12 protein-coding genes are annotated in these 16381 nt (G+C 72.8%); 6 read left to right on the forward strand and 6 right to left on the reverse strand.

Annotation, left to right across the window (positions count from 1 at the left end):
- Positions 1-83 precede the first annotated feature (83 nt).
- The gene (locus tag OHA58_RS21385; RefSeq protein WP_405480678.1) at positions 84-1397 is read right to left on the reverse strand and encodes an LCP family protein; all 1314 of its coding nucleotides are present in this window, start codon (positions 1395-1397) and stop codon (positions 84-86) included.
- 127 nt (positions 1398-1524) lie between these two features.
- Entirely contained in the window at positions 1525-2280 is a 756-nt protein-coding gene (locus tag OHA58_RS21390) for a TIGR03089 family protein (RefSeq protein WP_405480680.1), read from the reverse strand.
- Between the two features lie 149 nt (positions 2281-2429).
- Here OHA58_RS21390 and OHA58_RS21395 point away from each other — a divergent pair, with 149 nt between their 5' ends.
- The 3 genes from OHA58_RS21395 to OHA58_RS21405 all read left to right on the forward strand — a co-directional run bounded on the left by OHA58_RS21395 (position 2430) and on the right by OHA58_RS21405 (position 6107).
- Positions 2430-3809: a peptidoglycan recognition protein gene (locus OHA58_RS21395; protein WP_405480682.1), complete on the forward strand. Its 1380-nt coding sequence runs from the start codon at positions 2430-2432 to the stop codon at positions 3807-3809.
- An 83-nt stretch (positions 3810-3892) separates the two neighbouring features.
- Entirely contained in the window at positions 3893-4975 is a 1083-nt protein-coding gene (locus OHA58_RS21400) for a sugar phosphate nucleotidyltransferase (protein ID WP_405480683.1), read from the forward strand.
- A 106-nt stretch (positions 4976-5081) separates the two neighbouring features.
- Complete coding sequence (locus tag OHA58_RS21405) at positions 5082-6107, forward strand: DNA-3-methyladenine glycosylase family protein (protein ID WP_405480684.1); 1026 nt, start codon at positions 5082-5084, stop codon at positions 6105-6107.
- A gap of 265 nt (positions 6108-6372) precedes the next feature.
- On the opposite strand, the gene OHA58_RS21410 is transcribed toward OHA58_RS21405, so the two are convergent.
- Genes OHA58_RS21410 through OHA58_RS21420 form a run of 3 tightly spaced genes read right to left on the reverse strand, consistent with a single transcriptional unit; the run spans position 6373 to position 9164 of the window.
- On the reverse strand, positions 6373-7671 hold the full coding sequence (locus OHA58_RS21410; RefSeq protein WP_405480686.1) for a coenzyme F420-0:L-glutamate ligase: 1299 nt from the start codon (positions 7669-7671) through the stop codon (positions 6373-6375).
- Positions 7668-8627 carry a 2-phospho-L-lactate transferase gene (cofD, locus tag OHA58_RS21415; RefSeq protein WP_405480688.1) on the reverse strand — a complete coding sequence of 320 codons (960 nt, stop codon included), beginning with the start codon at positions 8625-8627 and terminating at the stop codon, positions 7668-7670. The genes OHA58_RS21410 and cofD overlap by 4 nt, the downstream gene beginning before the upstream one ends.
- Before the next feature lie 33 nt (positions 8628-8660).
- Positions 8661-9164, reverse strand: coding sequence for a cysteine dioxygenase (locus OHA58_RS21420; protein WP_405480690.1), 504 nt, complete (start codon positions 9162-9164; stop codon positions 8661-8663).
- 705 nt (positions 9165-9869) lie between these two features.
- Between OHA58_RS21420 and OHA58_RS21425 the strand changes: the two genes are divergently transcribed.
- The 3 genes from OHA58_RS21425 to OHA58_RS21435 all read left to right on the forward strand — a co-directional run bounded on the left by OHA58_RS21425 (position 9870) and on the right by OHA58_RS21435 (position 15639).
- Positions 9870-10133 carry a WhiB family transcriptional regulator gene (locus OHA58_RS21425; RefSeq protein ID WP_093617031.1) on the forward strand — a complete coding sequence of 88 codons (264 nt, stop codon included), beginning with the start codon at positions 9870-9872 and terminating at the stop codon, positions 10131-10133.
- Positions 10134-10420: 287 nt separating this feature from the next.
- On the forward strand, positions 10421-14140 hold the full coding sequence (locus OHA58_RS21430) for a glycosyltransferase (protein ID WP_405480692.1): 3720 nt from the start codon (positions 10421-10423) through the stop codon (positions 14138-14140).
- On the forward strand, positions 14137-15639 hold the full coding sequence (locus tag OHA58_RS21435; RefSeq protein WP_405480694.1) for a DUF5719 family protein: 1503 nt from the start codon (positions 14137-14139) through the stop codon (positions 15637-15639). Before OHA58_RS21430 ends, OHA58_RS21435 begins: the two co-directional genes overlap by 4 nt.
- Before the next feature lie 25 nt (positions 15640-15664).
- Here the strand turns inward: OHA58_RS21435 and OHA58_RS21440 are convergent, their stop codons facing one another.
- A complete protein-coding gene (locus OHA58_RS21440) occupies positions 15665-16120 on the reverse strand; it encodes a metallopeptidase family protein (RefSeq protein ID WP_405485088.1) in 456 nt (151 codons plus the stop codon).
- Positions 16121-16381: the final 261 nt, after the last annotated feature.

The raw sequence follows: 16381 nt of genomic DNA on the forward strand, positions 1-16381 counted from the left end.
CGGCGGTGACAAATTCCACTTCCCTACAACTGGGCAATCCGTCCTATTTCTTTGGACGTGACGCGAACCCCTTGGGTATCGCTTTACCCGCAGGCATCCTGGGCGGCCGTGTTGCCGCGGAATGTGGGTGCCGGAGTGGGGGAGGAACCGGACGAAACGGAGGGGTCGCCGGGCTTCCCGTCGTCGTATCCGTCGTGCTCGTACGCCATGTTGTCCGTGTCCGAGCTGTCCTCGCCGGAGCCGTCGGAGGAGCTCTGGGCGGCACTCTCCTTCGGCGTCTGTTCGGCGACCGCCACGGGGGCGTCGGTGCGCAGTTGCGTGAAGAGCTGCTCTGCCGCGGGCTGGACGAGCTGGTCGCGGTTGGCGTTGTAGATGTAACTGCGCCGCGGCACCGTCAGGAATTGGACGCGTTCGGTCGGAATGTCCCGTGTGTCGCGTACGAGGTTGTAGAGGCCGCGCAGACTGGCGAGCCCGGGGTCCGTGGTCAGGGACGAGGTGGCCGCGTCGAGCACGGGGTACAGCTTCGTCGGGTTGAGCAGCACCTGGTTGCTCTGCACCTTGTTCACCAGGGCACCGAGGAACTGCTGCTGGCGGTCCATCCGGTCGGTGTCGCTGCCGTTGCCGAGGCTCTTGCGGGCCCGCACGAAGCCGAGCGCCTGTTCACCGTTGAGGGTCTGCTTGCCCGCGGGCAGCTTCAGGCGCGCCGCGGGGTCGTTCATCGACTTCTTCAGGCAGACCTCGACGCCGTCCACGGCGTCGACCATGTCCTTGAACCCGCTGAAGTCGACGACCATGTGGTGGTCGACGCGGATGCCGGTGAGCTTCTCGACCGTACGGATCGTGCAGGCCGAACCGCCTTGCTCGAAGGCGTAGTTGAACATCGCGAACATGGGGCCGGTGCGGGTGCCCTTGGGCGTGCGGCAGCTCGGTATGTCGACCATCAGGTCGCGGGGCAGCGAGACCGCGACGGCCCTTTTGTGGTCGGCGGATATGTGCAGCAGGATCGTCGTGTCCGAGCGCTGGGTGCCCGAGTCGCGGCCGTACTTGCGGTTGCCGGCGCCGGCCCGCGAGTCGGAGCCGATCAGCAGGATGTTCTGCGCGCCGTGCACGAGCGAGGTGGGCCGCTCCTTCTCGTAGCGGGCGAGCTCGGCGGCCGCGTCGGTGTCCTCGGTGATGTTCCCCTGGAGCTTCTCGTAGACCGCCCAGCCGGTGCCGCCCGCGGCGAGCACCACGACGCCGACGCCGATCGCCGTGTACCGCAGCCAGCGCCGGCGCCGCCGGGCCGTGCCCGCCCCCGTGGGGGACGAGCCCGCGCCCGACCCGCGCGTGACCGGTCCCGCCGCGTCGTCGTCGCCGGGGTGCCGCGGTTCCCGGGGCGTGCCTGCGGATTCGGTCACGTGAGTCCACCCCTCATGACGACGACGGTGCGCAGGTGCGCCCCTTCGACCATCGCCCGGCACGGCGCCCGTGGCCCGGTGGCCCAGGGGTGGACAGGGCCGAACGGGTGACGCCGGCCCGGGTGTCTCAGAGTGCGGTCGTCGAGACCCGCTCGTTCTCCACCCGCTTGGCCAGGGACTCCTGGTCCAGGCCGTCGAGGTGGCGGCACAGGACGACGGAACCGCCGGTGGCGAGCGGCGCGTACAGGCCCGCGCTCAGGCCGCGCCAGGTGTCGTACGGGAGTCCGGACAGCAGGCGCGAGCCGGGGCCCGTCAGGCCGAGGTCCGTGGCGTCGGCCCGCGCCTTCTCGACGACCTCGGCGCCGGTGAGCTCCGCCCCCGCGACGACGAGCGCGGGCTCCTCCGGGTCCACGGGCGCGAACGGGGCGAACCGGTCGCCCTGCCCCGGCACCTCGACCGCGTAGTCGGCGAAGCCCTCCGGAGGCTGCGGGAAGCGGCCGCCGAGCGGACGCAGGGCGAGCGCCACCCGCTCGCCGGAGCAGGCGCGCGCCCGCTCCAGCGAGTCGGGGCCGCTGACGACGAGGTCGGCGGCGGCCGGGTCACCGTCGACGTCGGCGACGACTCCGACCGACGCGCACGCGAGCAGCCACACGGCGCTCTGCCAGTGCGCGGGCAACAGCAGCGCGAGCCGGTCGCCGGGCTGCGCGGCGAGGTCGCCCTGGAGGAGATTGGCGGTCTTGGCCACCCAGTTGGCGAAGGTGGCCACGGACAGTTCGACGCGTTCGCCCGTGGCGTCGTCGTAGAAGGTCACCAGTGGGCGTCCTGGATCGGCGGCGAGCGCGGATCGCAGCAGATCGGCGGGGGTGCGGTCGGTGGCGTTCACGGGCGCAAGGGTACGCGGGGCGTGTGGCGTCGTGCGGCCGACCGGGGGAACCACGACGCCGTGTCGGCCCGATGAACTGTCAATTCCCCTGCCCACCAATGACACTTCCCGATGGACAGATATGTGTCGCTATGTCCACGATCGTTGACATGCGTGGATTCCTAGCTTCCTCGATCGGCGTCGCGTGTGCGGCCGCCCTCTCCCTTCCGTTCGCCCTGTCCTCCGGAGCCGGGGCAGCCACGATCCTTTCGGCCGCCAGAGCCCTGACCGCCGAAGCCGTCCCCGGCAGCACCCAGTCGCTGCCCCTGTCCGTCCTGCCCCGCGACCGCGGTCTGCACGCCCCGGGCGAACAGGGTCTGACCCAGCGCGATGTGCACCCCTTCTCGCTCGTCGGCGTCGTCTGGGACGACCCGGCCGTCGCGCTGGAGGGCCGCGTCCAGGTGCGTACGCGCGCCACGGGCACCGCCCACTGGTCAGGCTGGCAGGAGGTCGAGACCCACAACGGTGACCACGCCCCCGACCCCGGCACGGCCGAGCGCGACTCGGGCCGGGTGCGCGGCTCCACGGCCCCGCTGTGGGTCGGCGCCTCCGACGGCGTCGAGGTGCGCGTGCGCCCCCAGGCCGCCCCGGCGCACCGGGCACCCGCGCCCGCCGCATCTGTCGCCAACTCCGCCGCTCAGGCCCCTCTGCCCAAGGGCCTGCACCTCGAACTGGTCGACCCCGGCGACGAGCCCCCGCCCGCCGGTGCCCCCGCCGAGGGCCCCCGCGCCGGAGCGCTGACCGCAGAGTCGGCGGCTGCCTCCGCCGTCAACGCCGACCTGGCCCCGCTCGGCGCGGACGCCATCCCCGCCCTCAGCAAGAAGGAGACCGAGAGCGAACTGATCGAGGCCCGCGGCGGCGAGGCCGACGCGAAGGTCCGCCCCTACATCGGCCCGCGCCCGCGCATCGTCACGCGCACGGGCTGGGGCGCCGACGAGACGCTGCGCGAGCGCGACTTCGGCTACACCTCGAAGGTCAAGGCGGCCTTCGTGCACCACAGCGCCACGGGCAACAACTACAGCTGCTCGCAAGCCCCTTCAGTCGTCCGCGGTATCTACCGCTACCACGTGAAGAGCATGGGGTGGCGCGACATCGGCTACAACTTCCTCGTCGACAAGTGCGGCAACATCTACGAGGGCCGTGCCGGTGGCGTGGCGAAGCCGGTCATGGGCGCCCACACGCTCGGGTTCAACACGAACAGCATGGGAGTCGCGGTGCTCGGCACCTTCGGCACCTCGAAGCCGCCGGCCGCCGCGGTGAAGGGCCTCGCCCGCCTGACGGCCTGGAAGCTTGGCCTCTACGGGGTGAATCCGAGCGGTAAGACATATCTCACGTCGGCCGGTGGCAATCTGTACGGCAAGGGAGAGAGCGTACGACTGAACGTGATCTCGGGGCACCGGGACGGCTTCGCGACCGAGTGCCCGGGGCGCCTCCTCTACAACAAGCTCGGCACCGCCCGGTCCACATCGGCCAGTCTCCAGGGCCGCTGACGCCCGGCCGCACCGCACAGTCTGCATACACTGGCCGGCCGAAAGGCAGTTCGACCGGCCCCAGCAGGAAGCAGAGACGACAGGTGACAGAAGCGATCCTCCTGGTCGGCGGCAAGGGCACCCGACTGCGACCGCTCACCGTGAACACACCCAAGCCGATGGTCCCGGCGGCGGGCGTCCCGTTCCTCACCCACCAGCTGGCCCGGGCGAGAGCCGCGGGCGTCGAGCACATCGTGCTTGCCACCTCGTATCTCGCCGAGGTCTTCGAGCCGTACTTCGGTGACGGCTCACGCCTCGGACTGCATCTGGAGTACGTCACCGAGGAGGAGCCCCTCGGCACCGGCGGCGCGATCCGCAACGTCGCGTCCCGTCTCCACTCGGGACCCGACGACCCGGTCCTCATCTTCAACGGCGACATCCTCACCGGCCTCGACATCCGCGCCCTGGTGCACGAGCACGAGACGACCGGCGCGGACGTCTCCCTGCACCTGTCCCGGGTCGAGGACCCGCGGGCGTTCGGCCTGGTCCCCACGGACACGACAGGCCGGGTCCAGGCCTTCCTGGAGAAGCCCCAGACGCCCGAGGAGATCGTCACCGACCAGATCAACGCGGGCGCCTACGTGTTCCGCCGCTCGGTCATCGACACGATCCCGACGGGCCGCCCCGTCTCCGTGGAACGCGAGACGTTCCCCGACCTGCTGGCGTCCGGCGCCCATCTCCAGGGCATGGTCGACTCCACGTACTGGCTGGACCTGGGCACCCCCCAGGCCTTCGTGCGCGGCTCCGCGGACCTCGTCCTCGGCCGCGCGCCGTCCCCGGCGGTCCCCGGCCGGCGCGGCGACAGCCTCACGCTGCCCACCGCCTCCGTCGACCCCGGCGCGAAGCTCACGGGCGGCACGGTCGTCTGCGAGAACGCGACGGTCGGCGAGGGCGCCCGCATCTCGGGCAGCGCGATCCTCGCGGGCGCGACGGTCGAGGCGGGCGCGGTCGTCACCGACTCCCTGATCGGCCGCGGCGCCCACGTGGGCGCCCGCACGGTCCTGACGGGCGCGGTGATCGGCGACGGCGCGACGGTCGGCGCGGACAACGAACTCCAGTCGGGCGTACGGGTGTGGTGCGACGCCCGCATCCCGGCGGCGGCGGTGCGCTTCTCCTCGGACCAGTAGGGGTCGTCTCCTCGGACCGGCAGGGGTCGTCTCCTCGGACCAGTAGGGGCCGGCGAGCCCGACCCCCTACGCTGCAAGGAGCACCCCACCACCCGACGAGGACCCCTTGGCCGGCCGATACGCCCCCCGCCCCACGCGCACCACGGTGCGCGGCGGCGAGGTCGGCGTGCCCAGGGCCGGCGTGCCCCGAGCCGTCGTGCCGCGCCCGGCGACCGAGGCGCACACCCGTCGCTGGCTACCGAGGGGCCCGTTCGACCTGGGCCTGACCCTGGGCCCGCTGCGCCGGGGGCCCGCCGACCCCGCCTTCCGCGTCACACCGGACGGCTCGGTCTGGCGGGCCACCCGCACCCCCGAAGGTCCCGGCACCCTGCGCGTGGCCCTGCGCGGCGGAGTCGCCGAGGCGGAGGCGTGGGGCCCGGGCGCGACCTGGCTCCTTGCCCAACTCCCGGAACTTCTCGGCGAGTTGGACGAGCCCGAGGCGTTCGAGCCGCGCCACAGGCTCCTCGCCCACGCCCACCACTACCGGCCGGGACTGCGCCTGCTGCGTACGGGTCTGGTCATGGAATCGCTGATCCCGTCGATCCTGGAACAGAAGATCACGACGGAGGAGGCGTACCGCGCCTGGCGCATCCTGCTCCGTACGTACGGCACCCCGGCGCCCGGCCCCACCGCCGGGCTCGGCCTCCACGTCATGCCGGAGCCGCGCGCCTGGTCGCTCATCCCGTCCTGGGAGTGGCACCGCGCGGGCGTCGACAACAAGCGGGCCTCGACCATCCTGCGGGCCGTCAAGGTGGCCCGGCGTATGGAGGAGGCCGCGGCGATGACCCCGGCCGACGCCCGCGCCCGCCTCGAACTGATCCCCGGCATCGGCCCCTGGACCTCCGCCGAGACGGTCCAGCGCAGCAACGGCGCAGCCGACGCCGTGACGACCGGCGACATCCACCTGCCCGGCATCGTCGGCTACGCCCTCGCCGGCAACCGTGACGCCGACGACGCGGAGATGCTGCGGCTCCTCGCCCCGTACGAGGAGCAGGGCCAGCGCCACCGCGCGGCCCGCCTCATCCTCCTCAGCGGCCGCACACCCCCGCGCAGACAGCCGAAGATGCGCCGCACGAACATCGCCGACTGGTAGCCGCTCTTCCAGGGCCTGTCCGGCGGATCCTGTCGCGGTCGCGGGGCCTGTCCGGCGGATCATGTCGCGGTCGCGGGACCTGGCACGCCGACCTGCGGCGTTGTCGTCGGTTGCCAACTCCCCCAAGCTCTCGGCTTCGCTCGAGCAGGGGGGACCCCCATCGCGTTGTCGCCCTCCTCCGCCTTGCATCTCGACGCACCAGGCCCCGCTCACCTGCACCGACCGATCGAGGCCACCGTGCGCGACCTGATCCGCCGGACACGCCCTAGCGCACGACCACGAAGTCACCGGCGTCACGCGGCGGGCGCTCGGCAGGGGCGGCGGCCGCGTGCCCCACGGCCACGGCGCCCATCGGGTCCCACTCCTGCGGAAGCCCGAGCACCTCGCGTACGACATCGCGGCAGAACATCGTCGACGACACCCACGCGGAGCCGAGCCGCTCACCGGCGAGCGCGACCAGGAAGTTCTGCACGCCCGCACCGGCCGCGACCACGAACATCTCCCGCTCGGCGGCGTCCCGCCGCGCGTGCCCGTACGTGTGCGACCCGTCCATCACCATGCACGGCACGACCAGATACGGCGCCTGGCGCAGCACGTCACCGCGGCGCACGCGCTTGGCGACGGACTCCTCGCTCTTGCCGTCGCGCCGCAGGTCCTCGACCCACGCGTCCCGCATCGCGTCGAGCAGCCGGACCCGCGAGTCCTGCGACTCCAGGAGCACGAACCGCCACGGCGTCGTGTGGTGCGGGGCGGGCGCGGTCACGGCCGCGGCGACCGCGCGCCGTACGGCTCCCGGGTCGACCGGCTCGTCCGTGAACGCCCGCACCGTACGCCGCTGGGTCACGGCCTCCCGCACGGCCTCGGACGTGCCGAGCCGGAACATGTCGTCACGCGCGACGCGCACCAGCTCGCGCGCGCCGGTGCCCTCGCCCACCACGTGCGCGAGCCCGCGCACGACGGCGACGGGCAGCCCGGCCGCCTTGCCCTTCACCAGGTCCCCGGCGGCGGCCAGCTCGTCCGCCGTGGCGACGACGGTGGCGCTGAGCGGATTGCCGTACGCGTCCGTGCCGCCGCGCAGGTCGTCGAGGACGTGCACGCCCGCGGCGCCGATGGCGACATCGGTCAGGCCGTTGCGCCAGGGGCGGCCGAAGGTGTCCGTGACGACGACCCCGACGTCCACGCCGAGCGCGTCCCGCAGCCCGTCCCGGATCGCCGCGGCCGACGCGTCGGGGTCCTCCGGGAGCAGCAGCACGGTGCCCGCGGGCGTGTTCGACGCGTCGACACCGGCCGCGGCCATGACCAGACCCAGCTTGTTCTCGACGATGCGCAGGGTGCCGCGGCGCGCGACGACCCGTACGGTCTCGGAGTCTATGGCCGCCTCGCGGTCGGTCGCCTCGACGATCCGGCCCTCGGCCTTGCTGACGATCTTCGAGGTGACGAGCAGTACGTCCCCGTCGACGAGGCCGGGCTCGGCGGTGGCGATCAGCTTGGCGAGGTCGTCGCCCTCCCGGACCTCGGGGATGCCGGGGAGCGCCCAGGCGCGGAAGGAGGGAGCGTCACTCACGCGCGGACCTCCGCCGCGAGCGTGAGCGCCTCACGCGCCATCTGCGTCGTCGCGTCCAGGTCGGACATCATCAGCGGCACCGCGCGGCAGCGGATGCCCGCCGCCTCGACGCGCTCCACCGTGCCCGCGTCCACCGTGTCGACGAGCCACCCGTCGAGCAGCCCCGAGCCGTAGTGCTGCGCCACCGCGGCCGCCGTCGACTCGACGCCGACCGCGGCGAGCACCTTGTCGGCCATGCCGCGCACGGGCGCGTCCCCGACGATGGGCGAAAGCCCGACGACGGGCACACCGGCTTCGGCGATGGCCTCGCGGATGCCGGGCACGGCGAGGATGGTCCCGACGCTGACGACGGGGTTGGACGGCGGGAAGATGATGACGTCCGCTTCGGCGATGGCCTCCAGGACACCCGGCGCGGGCTTGGCCTGCTCGGCGCCGACGGGCACCACCGCGTGCGCGTCCACGGAGGCCCGCAGCTTCACCCAGTACTCCTGGAAGTGCACGGCCCGGCGCTCTCCGTCGAGGGTCACCGCCACATGGGTCTCGACGCGGTCGTCGGACATCGGGATGAGCCGCACGCCGGGCTTCCAGCGCTCGCACAGCGCCTCGGTGACCGCGCTGAGCGGATAGCCGGCGTCCAGCATCTGCGTACGGACGATGTGGGTCGCGAAGTCCCGGTCGCCGAGACCGAACCACTCGGGCCCCACCCCGTACGCGGCGAGCTCCTCCTTGACCAGATACGTCTCGTCCGTACGTCCCCAGCCCTGCTCCTCGTTGATGCCGCCGCCGAGCGTGTACATCACCGTGTCGAGGTCGGGACAGACCTTCAGGCCGAAGAGATGGATGTCGTCCCCGGTGTTTCCGATGACCGTGATGACCGCGTCGTCCGGTGCCGCCTGCTTGAGACCGCGAAGGAACCGGGCACCACCGATGCCGCCTGCCAGAACCACAATGCGCATGTGCCCAGCATCGCAGGCGGGTACGACAGTTCGTCAGGCGGTCACGGCATCCTGCGTGGCGTCGCTGACGCAGCGGGGGGCGTGCATGGGCATCTCGGTGAGGCCGGGGTAGTACACGTGGAGGCTGACGGCGGGTTCCAGCGCGTCGTTGACGACCTCGTGGACGTAGCCGGGGGCGAAGACGCGCTGTGCGCCGGGCGCGAGGGTGCGGGAGCCACGCTCCGAACGCTCCGTCAACTCGCCCTGGAGGACGGTCAGTATCCCGGAGGAGCGGCCGTGGTCGTGCAGTCCGCTGCCCTGTCCGGGAACCCAGGACAGGAGCCAGACCTCGTAGCCGGGGCCGGTCTGCAGGCGGTGGTACCAGCGGCTGGTGGCGTCGTACTCGACGAGGTGTTCCCACCGGCCGCGGTCGGCGGCGATGGTGCGGGCCAGGCCAGCGAACTCGGCGACGGTGGCCGGGTGCTCGCGCGCGGGCTGGAGCAGGTGCGGTACTTCGAGGATGTCGCCGGCGATCTGGAGGTCGCTGTCGCTGTTCATGGGTATGGGGGTTCCTCGGCGGAGTGCGGTGTGCTGGGGGGTGTCGCTGGACGGCGCCCGGCACAGATGAAACTGCCGGGGGTGTGGAGCGCGGTGGAGCGAGGGGATTCAGCCGGAGCGCGGTGGGCTCAACAGCTGGGACAGCAACAGCGACAGCGCGCGTGGGCAGCACCGAGGGACCCGGGTCGGGTCACGGAAAGCGCCAAGTTCGCGAGCATGCCCACCAGGACACCGGTTCACTCCTCCTCTGTCAACTAGGTGTCCGGATTGTGGGATATGTTTCACCTCATCCGGTTGCCCTGCCAGGCGAAAGGTTTGTGCAGCTTCTGGCTCGGACACATGGCGCATCAACCGGGCGTACAAACGCCGTCGCGCTCCCGTGATCCGAATGTGATCCGGAACGCTCCGGCGCCGCTCCCGGAACGGGATCAACGCCCGAGGCGTCCTTCCTTGCAGAGGCCCGCGTGAGGCCTGCCGGAGCTCTGGGGGAGTGGCGGCCGGGATGGGCCTCTGGCAAGTGTCAAGATTTAGACCGATTTGAACACTTTCCGCATACCCTTGGTTCCGCAGAGTGAATAAGGGACCCAATAGCAGATCTCGGCTTGACTGGCCCGGATCGGCACACTTGTAATTTCACTCGTGTCGTTCAGCCGAAATCGGTAACGGCAGCATCACGGGGACGCACAGACGGACGAGGGGCGCACTATGACCGAGTCGTTTCAGCAACTGCTGGTCGAGGACGCGGAAGAGGAACTCGGCTGGCAGGAGCGCGCGCTGTGCGCCCAGACCGACCCCGAGTCCTTCTTCCCGGAGAAGGGCGGCTCCACCCGGGAGGCCAAGAAGGTCTGCCTCGCCTGCGAGGTCAGGTCCGAGTGCCTCGAGTACGCACTCGCCAACGACGAGCGGTTCGGCATCTGGGGCGGCCTCTCCGAGCGGGAGCGGCGCCGCCTGAAGAAGGCCGCGGTCTGAGGCGACAAAGACTGCAGAACGCCGCAAGACCGTACGAAGCCCCGCACGAAGCCCCACACCAAGGCCCGCAGCCGGGACCAGAGCTGGGGCCGCACCGAGGACCGCCACAAGGGCGCCGTCCGAAGACTCTTTTCCGCGTAGCGATCGGCCCGTCGCCCTGAGTTGTCCACAGGGGGCGGGCCGCCGTTGTTGTCAGCCGTTAGTGTGGGGCCCCGTCCGAGACGACCCAGCGCCCCCGCAGGGCACAGGCGTCCACCGCAGTCCAACGAACCGGGGCCCGTACCTCGATGTCCGTGCACAGCCATTCGGCAGGCCAATTCGACACTGCCGCAGCCGCGTTCAACCCGGGGCACGCCGCAGGGCCAGACCCGACCAGGCCACCCGAGTTCCCCAGACATGTCGTCACCGCCCTGCTCGTCTCCCACGACGGAGCACGCTGGCTGCCCGACGTCCTGTCAGGACTGCTCGGCCAGGAGCGCCCCGTACAGAACGCCGTAGCCGCCGACACCGGCAGCGCGGACGCCTCCGCCACGCTGATCGCCGACGCGATCGGCGACGAGCGCGTTCTCCACCTGGCCCGCCGCACCGGCTTCGGCCAGGCCGTCGACGAAGCGGCGCGCACCGCGGGAGTGCTGACACCGGAGGAGCTGCCGTACCTCAAGCGCCCCAGTGGCTGGGACCCCGTCAGCCGGAGCTGGCGCGACGACGCCTACGACATGCCGGAGCTGCCGCACGGCGAGCCCGAGCAGTGGCTGTGGCTCCTGCACGACGACTGCGCGCCCGAGCCCGACGCGCTCGCCGAACTCCTGCGCGTCGTCGAGAACGAGCGCGAGATCGGCAACGAGGTCGCCGTCGTCGGACCCAAGCTGCTCGGCTGGTACGACCGCAGGCAGCTTCTCGAGGTCGGCGTCTCCATCGCCAACTCGGGGCGCCGCTGGACCGGCCTCGACCGCCGCGAGCAGGACCAGGGGCAGCACGACCACGTGCGGCCCGTCCTGTCCGTGTCCACCGCCGGCATGCTGATCCGGCGCGATGTCTTCGAACAGCTCGGCGGGTTCGACCGCAGACTGCCCCTGATGCGCGACGACGTCGACCTGTGCTGGCGCGCCCAGGCCGCCGGGCACCGCGTCGTCATCGCCCCCGACGCCGTCGTCCGGCACGCGGAGGCCTCCTCGCGCGAGCGCCGCACCGTCGACTGCGTGGGCCGCACGGCGACGTCCCCGCACAAGGTCGACAAGGCCGGCGCCGTCTACACCCTGCTCGTCAACGCCCCTACGGCCGTGCTGCCCTGGGTGCTTCTGCGCCTCGTCATCGGCACGCTCGCGCGTACGCTCGCGTACCTCGTCGGCAAGGTTCCCGGCCAGGCGCTCGACGAGATCACCGGACTCCTCGGCACCCTGCTGCGGCCCGAACGGATCCTCGCGGCCCGCCGCAGGCGCGGCAAGGGAGTGGTCGACGCCAAGGAGCTGCGGCCGCTCTTCCCGCCGCCGGGCGCCACGGTCCGGCTCACCGTCGAGCAGGTCGCGGGCAGCGTCTTCGGCGCGTCCGACCCCGAGATCAACGCCGCGGGACGGCACGGCAGCGCCGTCGAGTCCGGCCCCGGCGGGGACGACGCGGACTTCCTGGAGATCGAGCAGTTCGCCCGTCTCAAGCGCATCGCCCGCAAGCCGGGACCGATGCTCTTCGTGGTGCTGCTGTTCGTGTCGCTCATCGCCTGCCGCGCGCTGCTCGGCGGTGGGGCGCTCGCGGGCGGCGCGCTGCTGCCCGCTCCGGGTGACGCGTCCGCCCTGTGGTCGCGCTATCTCGACGGCTGGCACGCGGCCGGCACGGGCGGCACCCAGTCCGCGCCGCCGTACCTGGCGCTCGTCGCCGCGTTCTCCACGCTCCTGTTCGGCTCGACCGGACTCGCCGTCACCGTGCTCCTCGTCTGCTCGGTGCCGCTCGCCGGCTTCACCGCCTACTTCGCCTCGCGGCCCCTGGTCACCTCGCGCCTGCTGCGCGCGTGGGCCGCGGTCGCGTACGCGTTCCTGCCCGCGGCCACCGGCGCGCTCGCCGGCGGCCGGATCGGCACCGCGGTCCTTGCGATCCTGCTGCCGCTCATCGCGCGCGCGGGGTTGTCCGCCAGCGGCTTGATGAACAACGCGGGGGCGCGCGGCAGCTGGCGCGCCACCTGGGCGTACGCCCTCCTGCTGACCGTCACGACGGCCTTCACGCCCATCGTGTGGCCGATCGCGCTCGTCCTCGGCATCGCGCTCCTCGCGGTCCGCCGCGGCGACATCACCGCGTACGGGCTCCGCTTCCTGGCCGCGCTCGGCACCCCGCTCCTGATGCTCGCGCCCTGGTCGCTGACGCTGCTTCCGTTCGGCTTCTTCAAGGAGGCGGGCCTCCCTTACGGAAAGGGGTCCGCGTCCGCGCTCGGCCTGCTCGGCGCCTCGCCCGGCGGCTCCGGCACCCTCGGCGGACTGCTGCTCATCGGCATCGTCCTCGCCGGGCTCGCCGCGCTCCTGCGCACCGAGCGCCGCCCCGCCGTCCTCACCGCCTGGGCGATCGCCCTGGTGGCCCTGGTCTTCGCGGCCCTGTCGAACAGCTCGGCCTGGGCCGGGCCCGCGACCCTCGTCTACGGCATCGCCCTCCTCGCCGCCGCCGTGCTCGGCGCCGACGGGGCACGCTCGCGCGTGGCCGAGCAGAGCTTCGGCTGGCGGCAGCCGGTGGCGGCCCTCATCGCGTTCGCCGCGGTGGCCGGACCGCTCCTCGCCGCGGCGGGCTGGATGATCCGCGGGGCCGACGGCCCCCTGGAGCGCCGCGACCCCACCCAGGTGCCCGCGTTCGTCGCCGAGGAGAGCGACACCCAGGACCAGGCCCGCACCCTCGTCATGGACAGCGACTCGGCCGCCAGGGTGTCGTACACCCTGGTGCGCGGCGCCGGCGCGCGCCTCGGTGACGCCGAACTGACCGAGGCGGGCGGCAGCAACAAGAAGCTCGACAAGGTCGTCGCCAACCTCGTCGCCGGCTCCGGCGCCGACCAGGCCGACCAGCTCGGCGGCTTCGCCGTGCGCTACGTCCTCGTACGCGCGGGCGCGCCCCGGCAGATGAGCCGCGTGCTCGACTCCACGCCCGGCCTGTCCCGGCTCAGCCAGCAGGACGGCACCGCCCTGTGGCGCGTGGACCGGCAGGTCTCCCGCGCCGCGATCGTGTCCGGGTCCGACGAGCCGCAGCCCGTCGCCGCGGGCCCCGTCGAACTCCACACGAAGATCCCCGAGGGCAAGGCCGGCCGTGTCCTGCGCATCGCCGACACGGCCGACGAGGGCTGGACGGCGACGCTGGACGGCGCGCCCCTGACGAAGACGACCGTCGACGGCTGGGCGCAGGGCTTCGAACTGCCCGCCACGGGCGGCCGCCTGGACGTCACGTTCGACGCGCCGATCTCGCACGCGGCCTGGCTGTGGGCGCAGGGCGTGCTCGCTCTCGTCCTCGTGGTGCTCGCGCTGCCGGGCCGGCGCAGGGACGTGGACGACGACCTCCCCGAGGAGCCCGTCGTGCCCGCGCAGGCCGTCGAGGGCGAGGGCCGCAGGGCCCGCCGCCTGCGCGCCCAGGCGGAGGCCGAACAAGCCGATCAAGCCTCAGCCGAGGGCACGGACGGCGCGGTACCGCCGCCGCCTTCGGAGGAGGAGCTCGCCGCGGCCGGTGTGCCGCAGCAGCAGTCGTACGGCGAGTGGGACACCCCCACGTACGCGGCCGCCGAGTACGGCCAGTACGCCGCGGGTGATCAGCAGCAGTACCAGGACGGTGCCTACCAGGGCACGTACGACCCGACCCAGCAGGCGGATCCCTATCAGGCAGACCCCTACCAGGCCGGCCAGTACGACCCGTACGCCTACGGGGGCACGTACGACGGCCGGCAGCAGTACGGGCAGCAGGCCTACGACGCCCCGTACGAGCAGCCGCAGCCGCCCGCGCAGCCGCCGCACGGCACCGACAGTGAGCGCCCCGACGGGAGCCAGCAGTGAACCGCACCACCCTGTCCCTGATCGCCGCGGCCGCGGCCCTCGCCGCTGTCACCGGTTTCGCGGCGGCCACCGCGCCCGGCGGCGACGGCGACTCCGCGAAGGCGGCCGCGCGGCTGCCGGTGGAGCGCTCCAGCCTGCTGTGCCCCGCGCCGAGCACGTCGGACCTCGCCGAGACCGCGTACACCTCGTACACACCCGCCTCGAAGGGGTCGGGCAGTTCGGGCAAGGCCGCCCTGTCGTCGGCCACGCGCGAGCTGACGGACGGCACGGGGAGCGGCAAGGGCAAGGGCAAGGCCGACAAGCCGGTGCTGTCCCCGCTGAAGCCGGGCAAGCCCGTGGCGGGTGAGTCGTCGGGCGCAGAGTCGCCCGCGCTCGTGGGGAGCGCCGACGGGAATCTCGCGCCCGGCTGGACCGTGCAGCAGACGACGGAGGTGGCCGCCGGCACCGGCCGCGGCCTTCTCGGGGTGAACTGCTCGGCGCCGGACACGGACTTCTGGTTCCCGGGCGCCTCCACCGCCAAGGAGCGCAGCGACTACATCCACCTCACGAACCCGGACGGCTCGGCGGCGGTCGTCGACGTCCAGCTGTACGGGGCGAACGGCGCCATCAAGTCCGATGTGGGCGAGGGCATCCAGGTCCAGCCGCACTCCAGCGTGCCGGTCCTGCTGTCCACCCTCACCGACAAGCCGCAGACGAACGTCACGCTCCATGTGACGGCCCGCAGCGGCCGGGTCGCCGCCGCCGTCCTCGCCGCGGACGACAAGCTCGGCGGCGACTGGCTCCCGGCGTCCGCGGACCCCGCGGGCACGGTCGTCCTGCCCGGCATCCCGAAGGACGCCACGAGCGTGCGCCTGGTCGCCTTTACGCACGGCGACAACGACGCGGACCTGAAGGTCCAGCTGGCCTCCCCGACCGGCCGCATCACCCCGGCCGGGCACGAGAGCCTGCACGTGAAGTCGGGGATGACGGCCGCCGTCGACCTCGGTGACGTGACGCGCGGCGAAGCCGGCTCCCTCGTCCTGACGCCCACGGGCGACTCGGCCCCGGTCGTGGCAGCCCTGCGCGTCGTGCGCGGCAAGGGCGGCGATCAGGAGTCGGCGTTCATCCCGGCGACCCGGCCCGTCGGCGCGCGGGCGACCGTCGCCGACAACCGCGCGAAGGGCTCGACGCTGTCGCTGACGGCCCCGGGCGCGGCGGGCACGGTCAAGGTGACGGCGTCGGCGGGCACCGAGGGCGGGACCCCGGTCACGAAGACGTACACCGTGAAGGCCGGCACGACGATGTCCGTGCAGCCGCCGGTCCCGGCCGGGCTCAAGGGGCCGTACGCGCTGACGGTGGAGCAGGTGTCCGGCGGGGAGGTCTACGGCTCGCGGATGCTGGACGTGCCCGACGCGGACGTCCCCGGCGTCCCCATGTTCACGGTCCAGACGCTCCCGGACGACCGGGGGACGGTCTCGGTGCCGCACGCGGACCAGGACCTGTCGGTACTGCAGAAGTGATCTCGACGTGACCCGGTCCGCCGGGTCACTCCTCGTCGCCGTAGCGCGGATCCACCGTCTCCGGGGACAGGCCGAGGAGTTCGGCGACCTGCTCGACCACGATCTCGTGCACAAGGGCCGCGCGCTCGTCGCGGCCCTTGGTGCGGATCTCGACCGGGCGGCGGTAGACGACCACGCGCGCGGGGTGCCCCTCGCGCGCCGCGATCGTGGAGCCCAGGGGCACCGACTCGTCGCTCCAGCCCTCGCCGGCCGCGCCGACCGAGGGCACATCGAGGATGAGGAAATCGATGTCGGCGAGCTGCGGGAAGCGCCGCTCGAGCCGCTCCACGGAGTCCTGCACCAGATCCGCGAACCCCGCGGCCCGGCTCGCTGAGAGCGGCACCTGAGGAGGGGCGACGGGCCCTCGCATGCCCCTGCCGTGCCGGTCGCGGCGGCGGGGAGGCTTCGGCTCTGCGGCGGGGGGCGGTACGGGGTTCTCCATCACTGACGCAGCGTAGACCTCCCGCGGACGCACCCGCCCGCGGTGGCCCCCACGGAACCGGCATGTCTCTTCCTGACCGATCGAGCCAAACTTGGGCGCGATTCGGCATCCCTCCCGGACCGGTGACCTCGCGGCTCCTGTCGGTATTTGCCCCGACTGGTGACCGCCCGCACCAGGGACGCGGGGCGCACCACCCCCGGTCCGCGCAGGTCAGCGGCGCGCTCCCGGAACCCCGTGTGCGCCGCTGCGCACCACGACACG

It is taken from the genome of Streptomyces sp. NBC_00009 (assembly GCF_045040855.1).
Taxonomy (GTDB): Bacteria; Actinomycetota; Actinomycetes; order Streptomycetales; family Streptomycetaceae; genus Streptomyces; species Streptomyces aureus.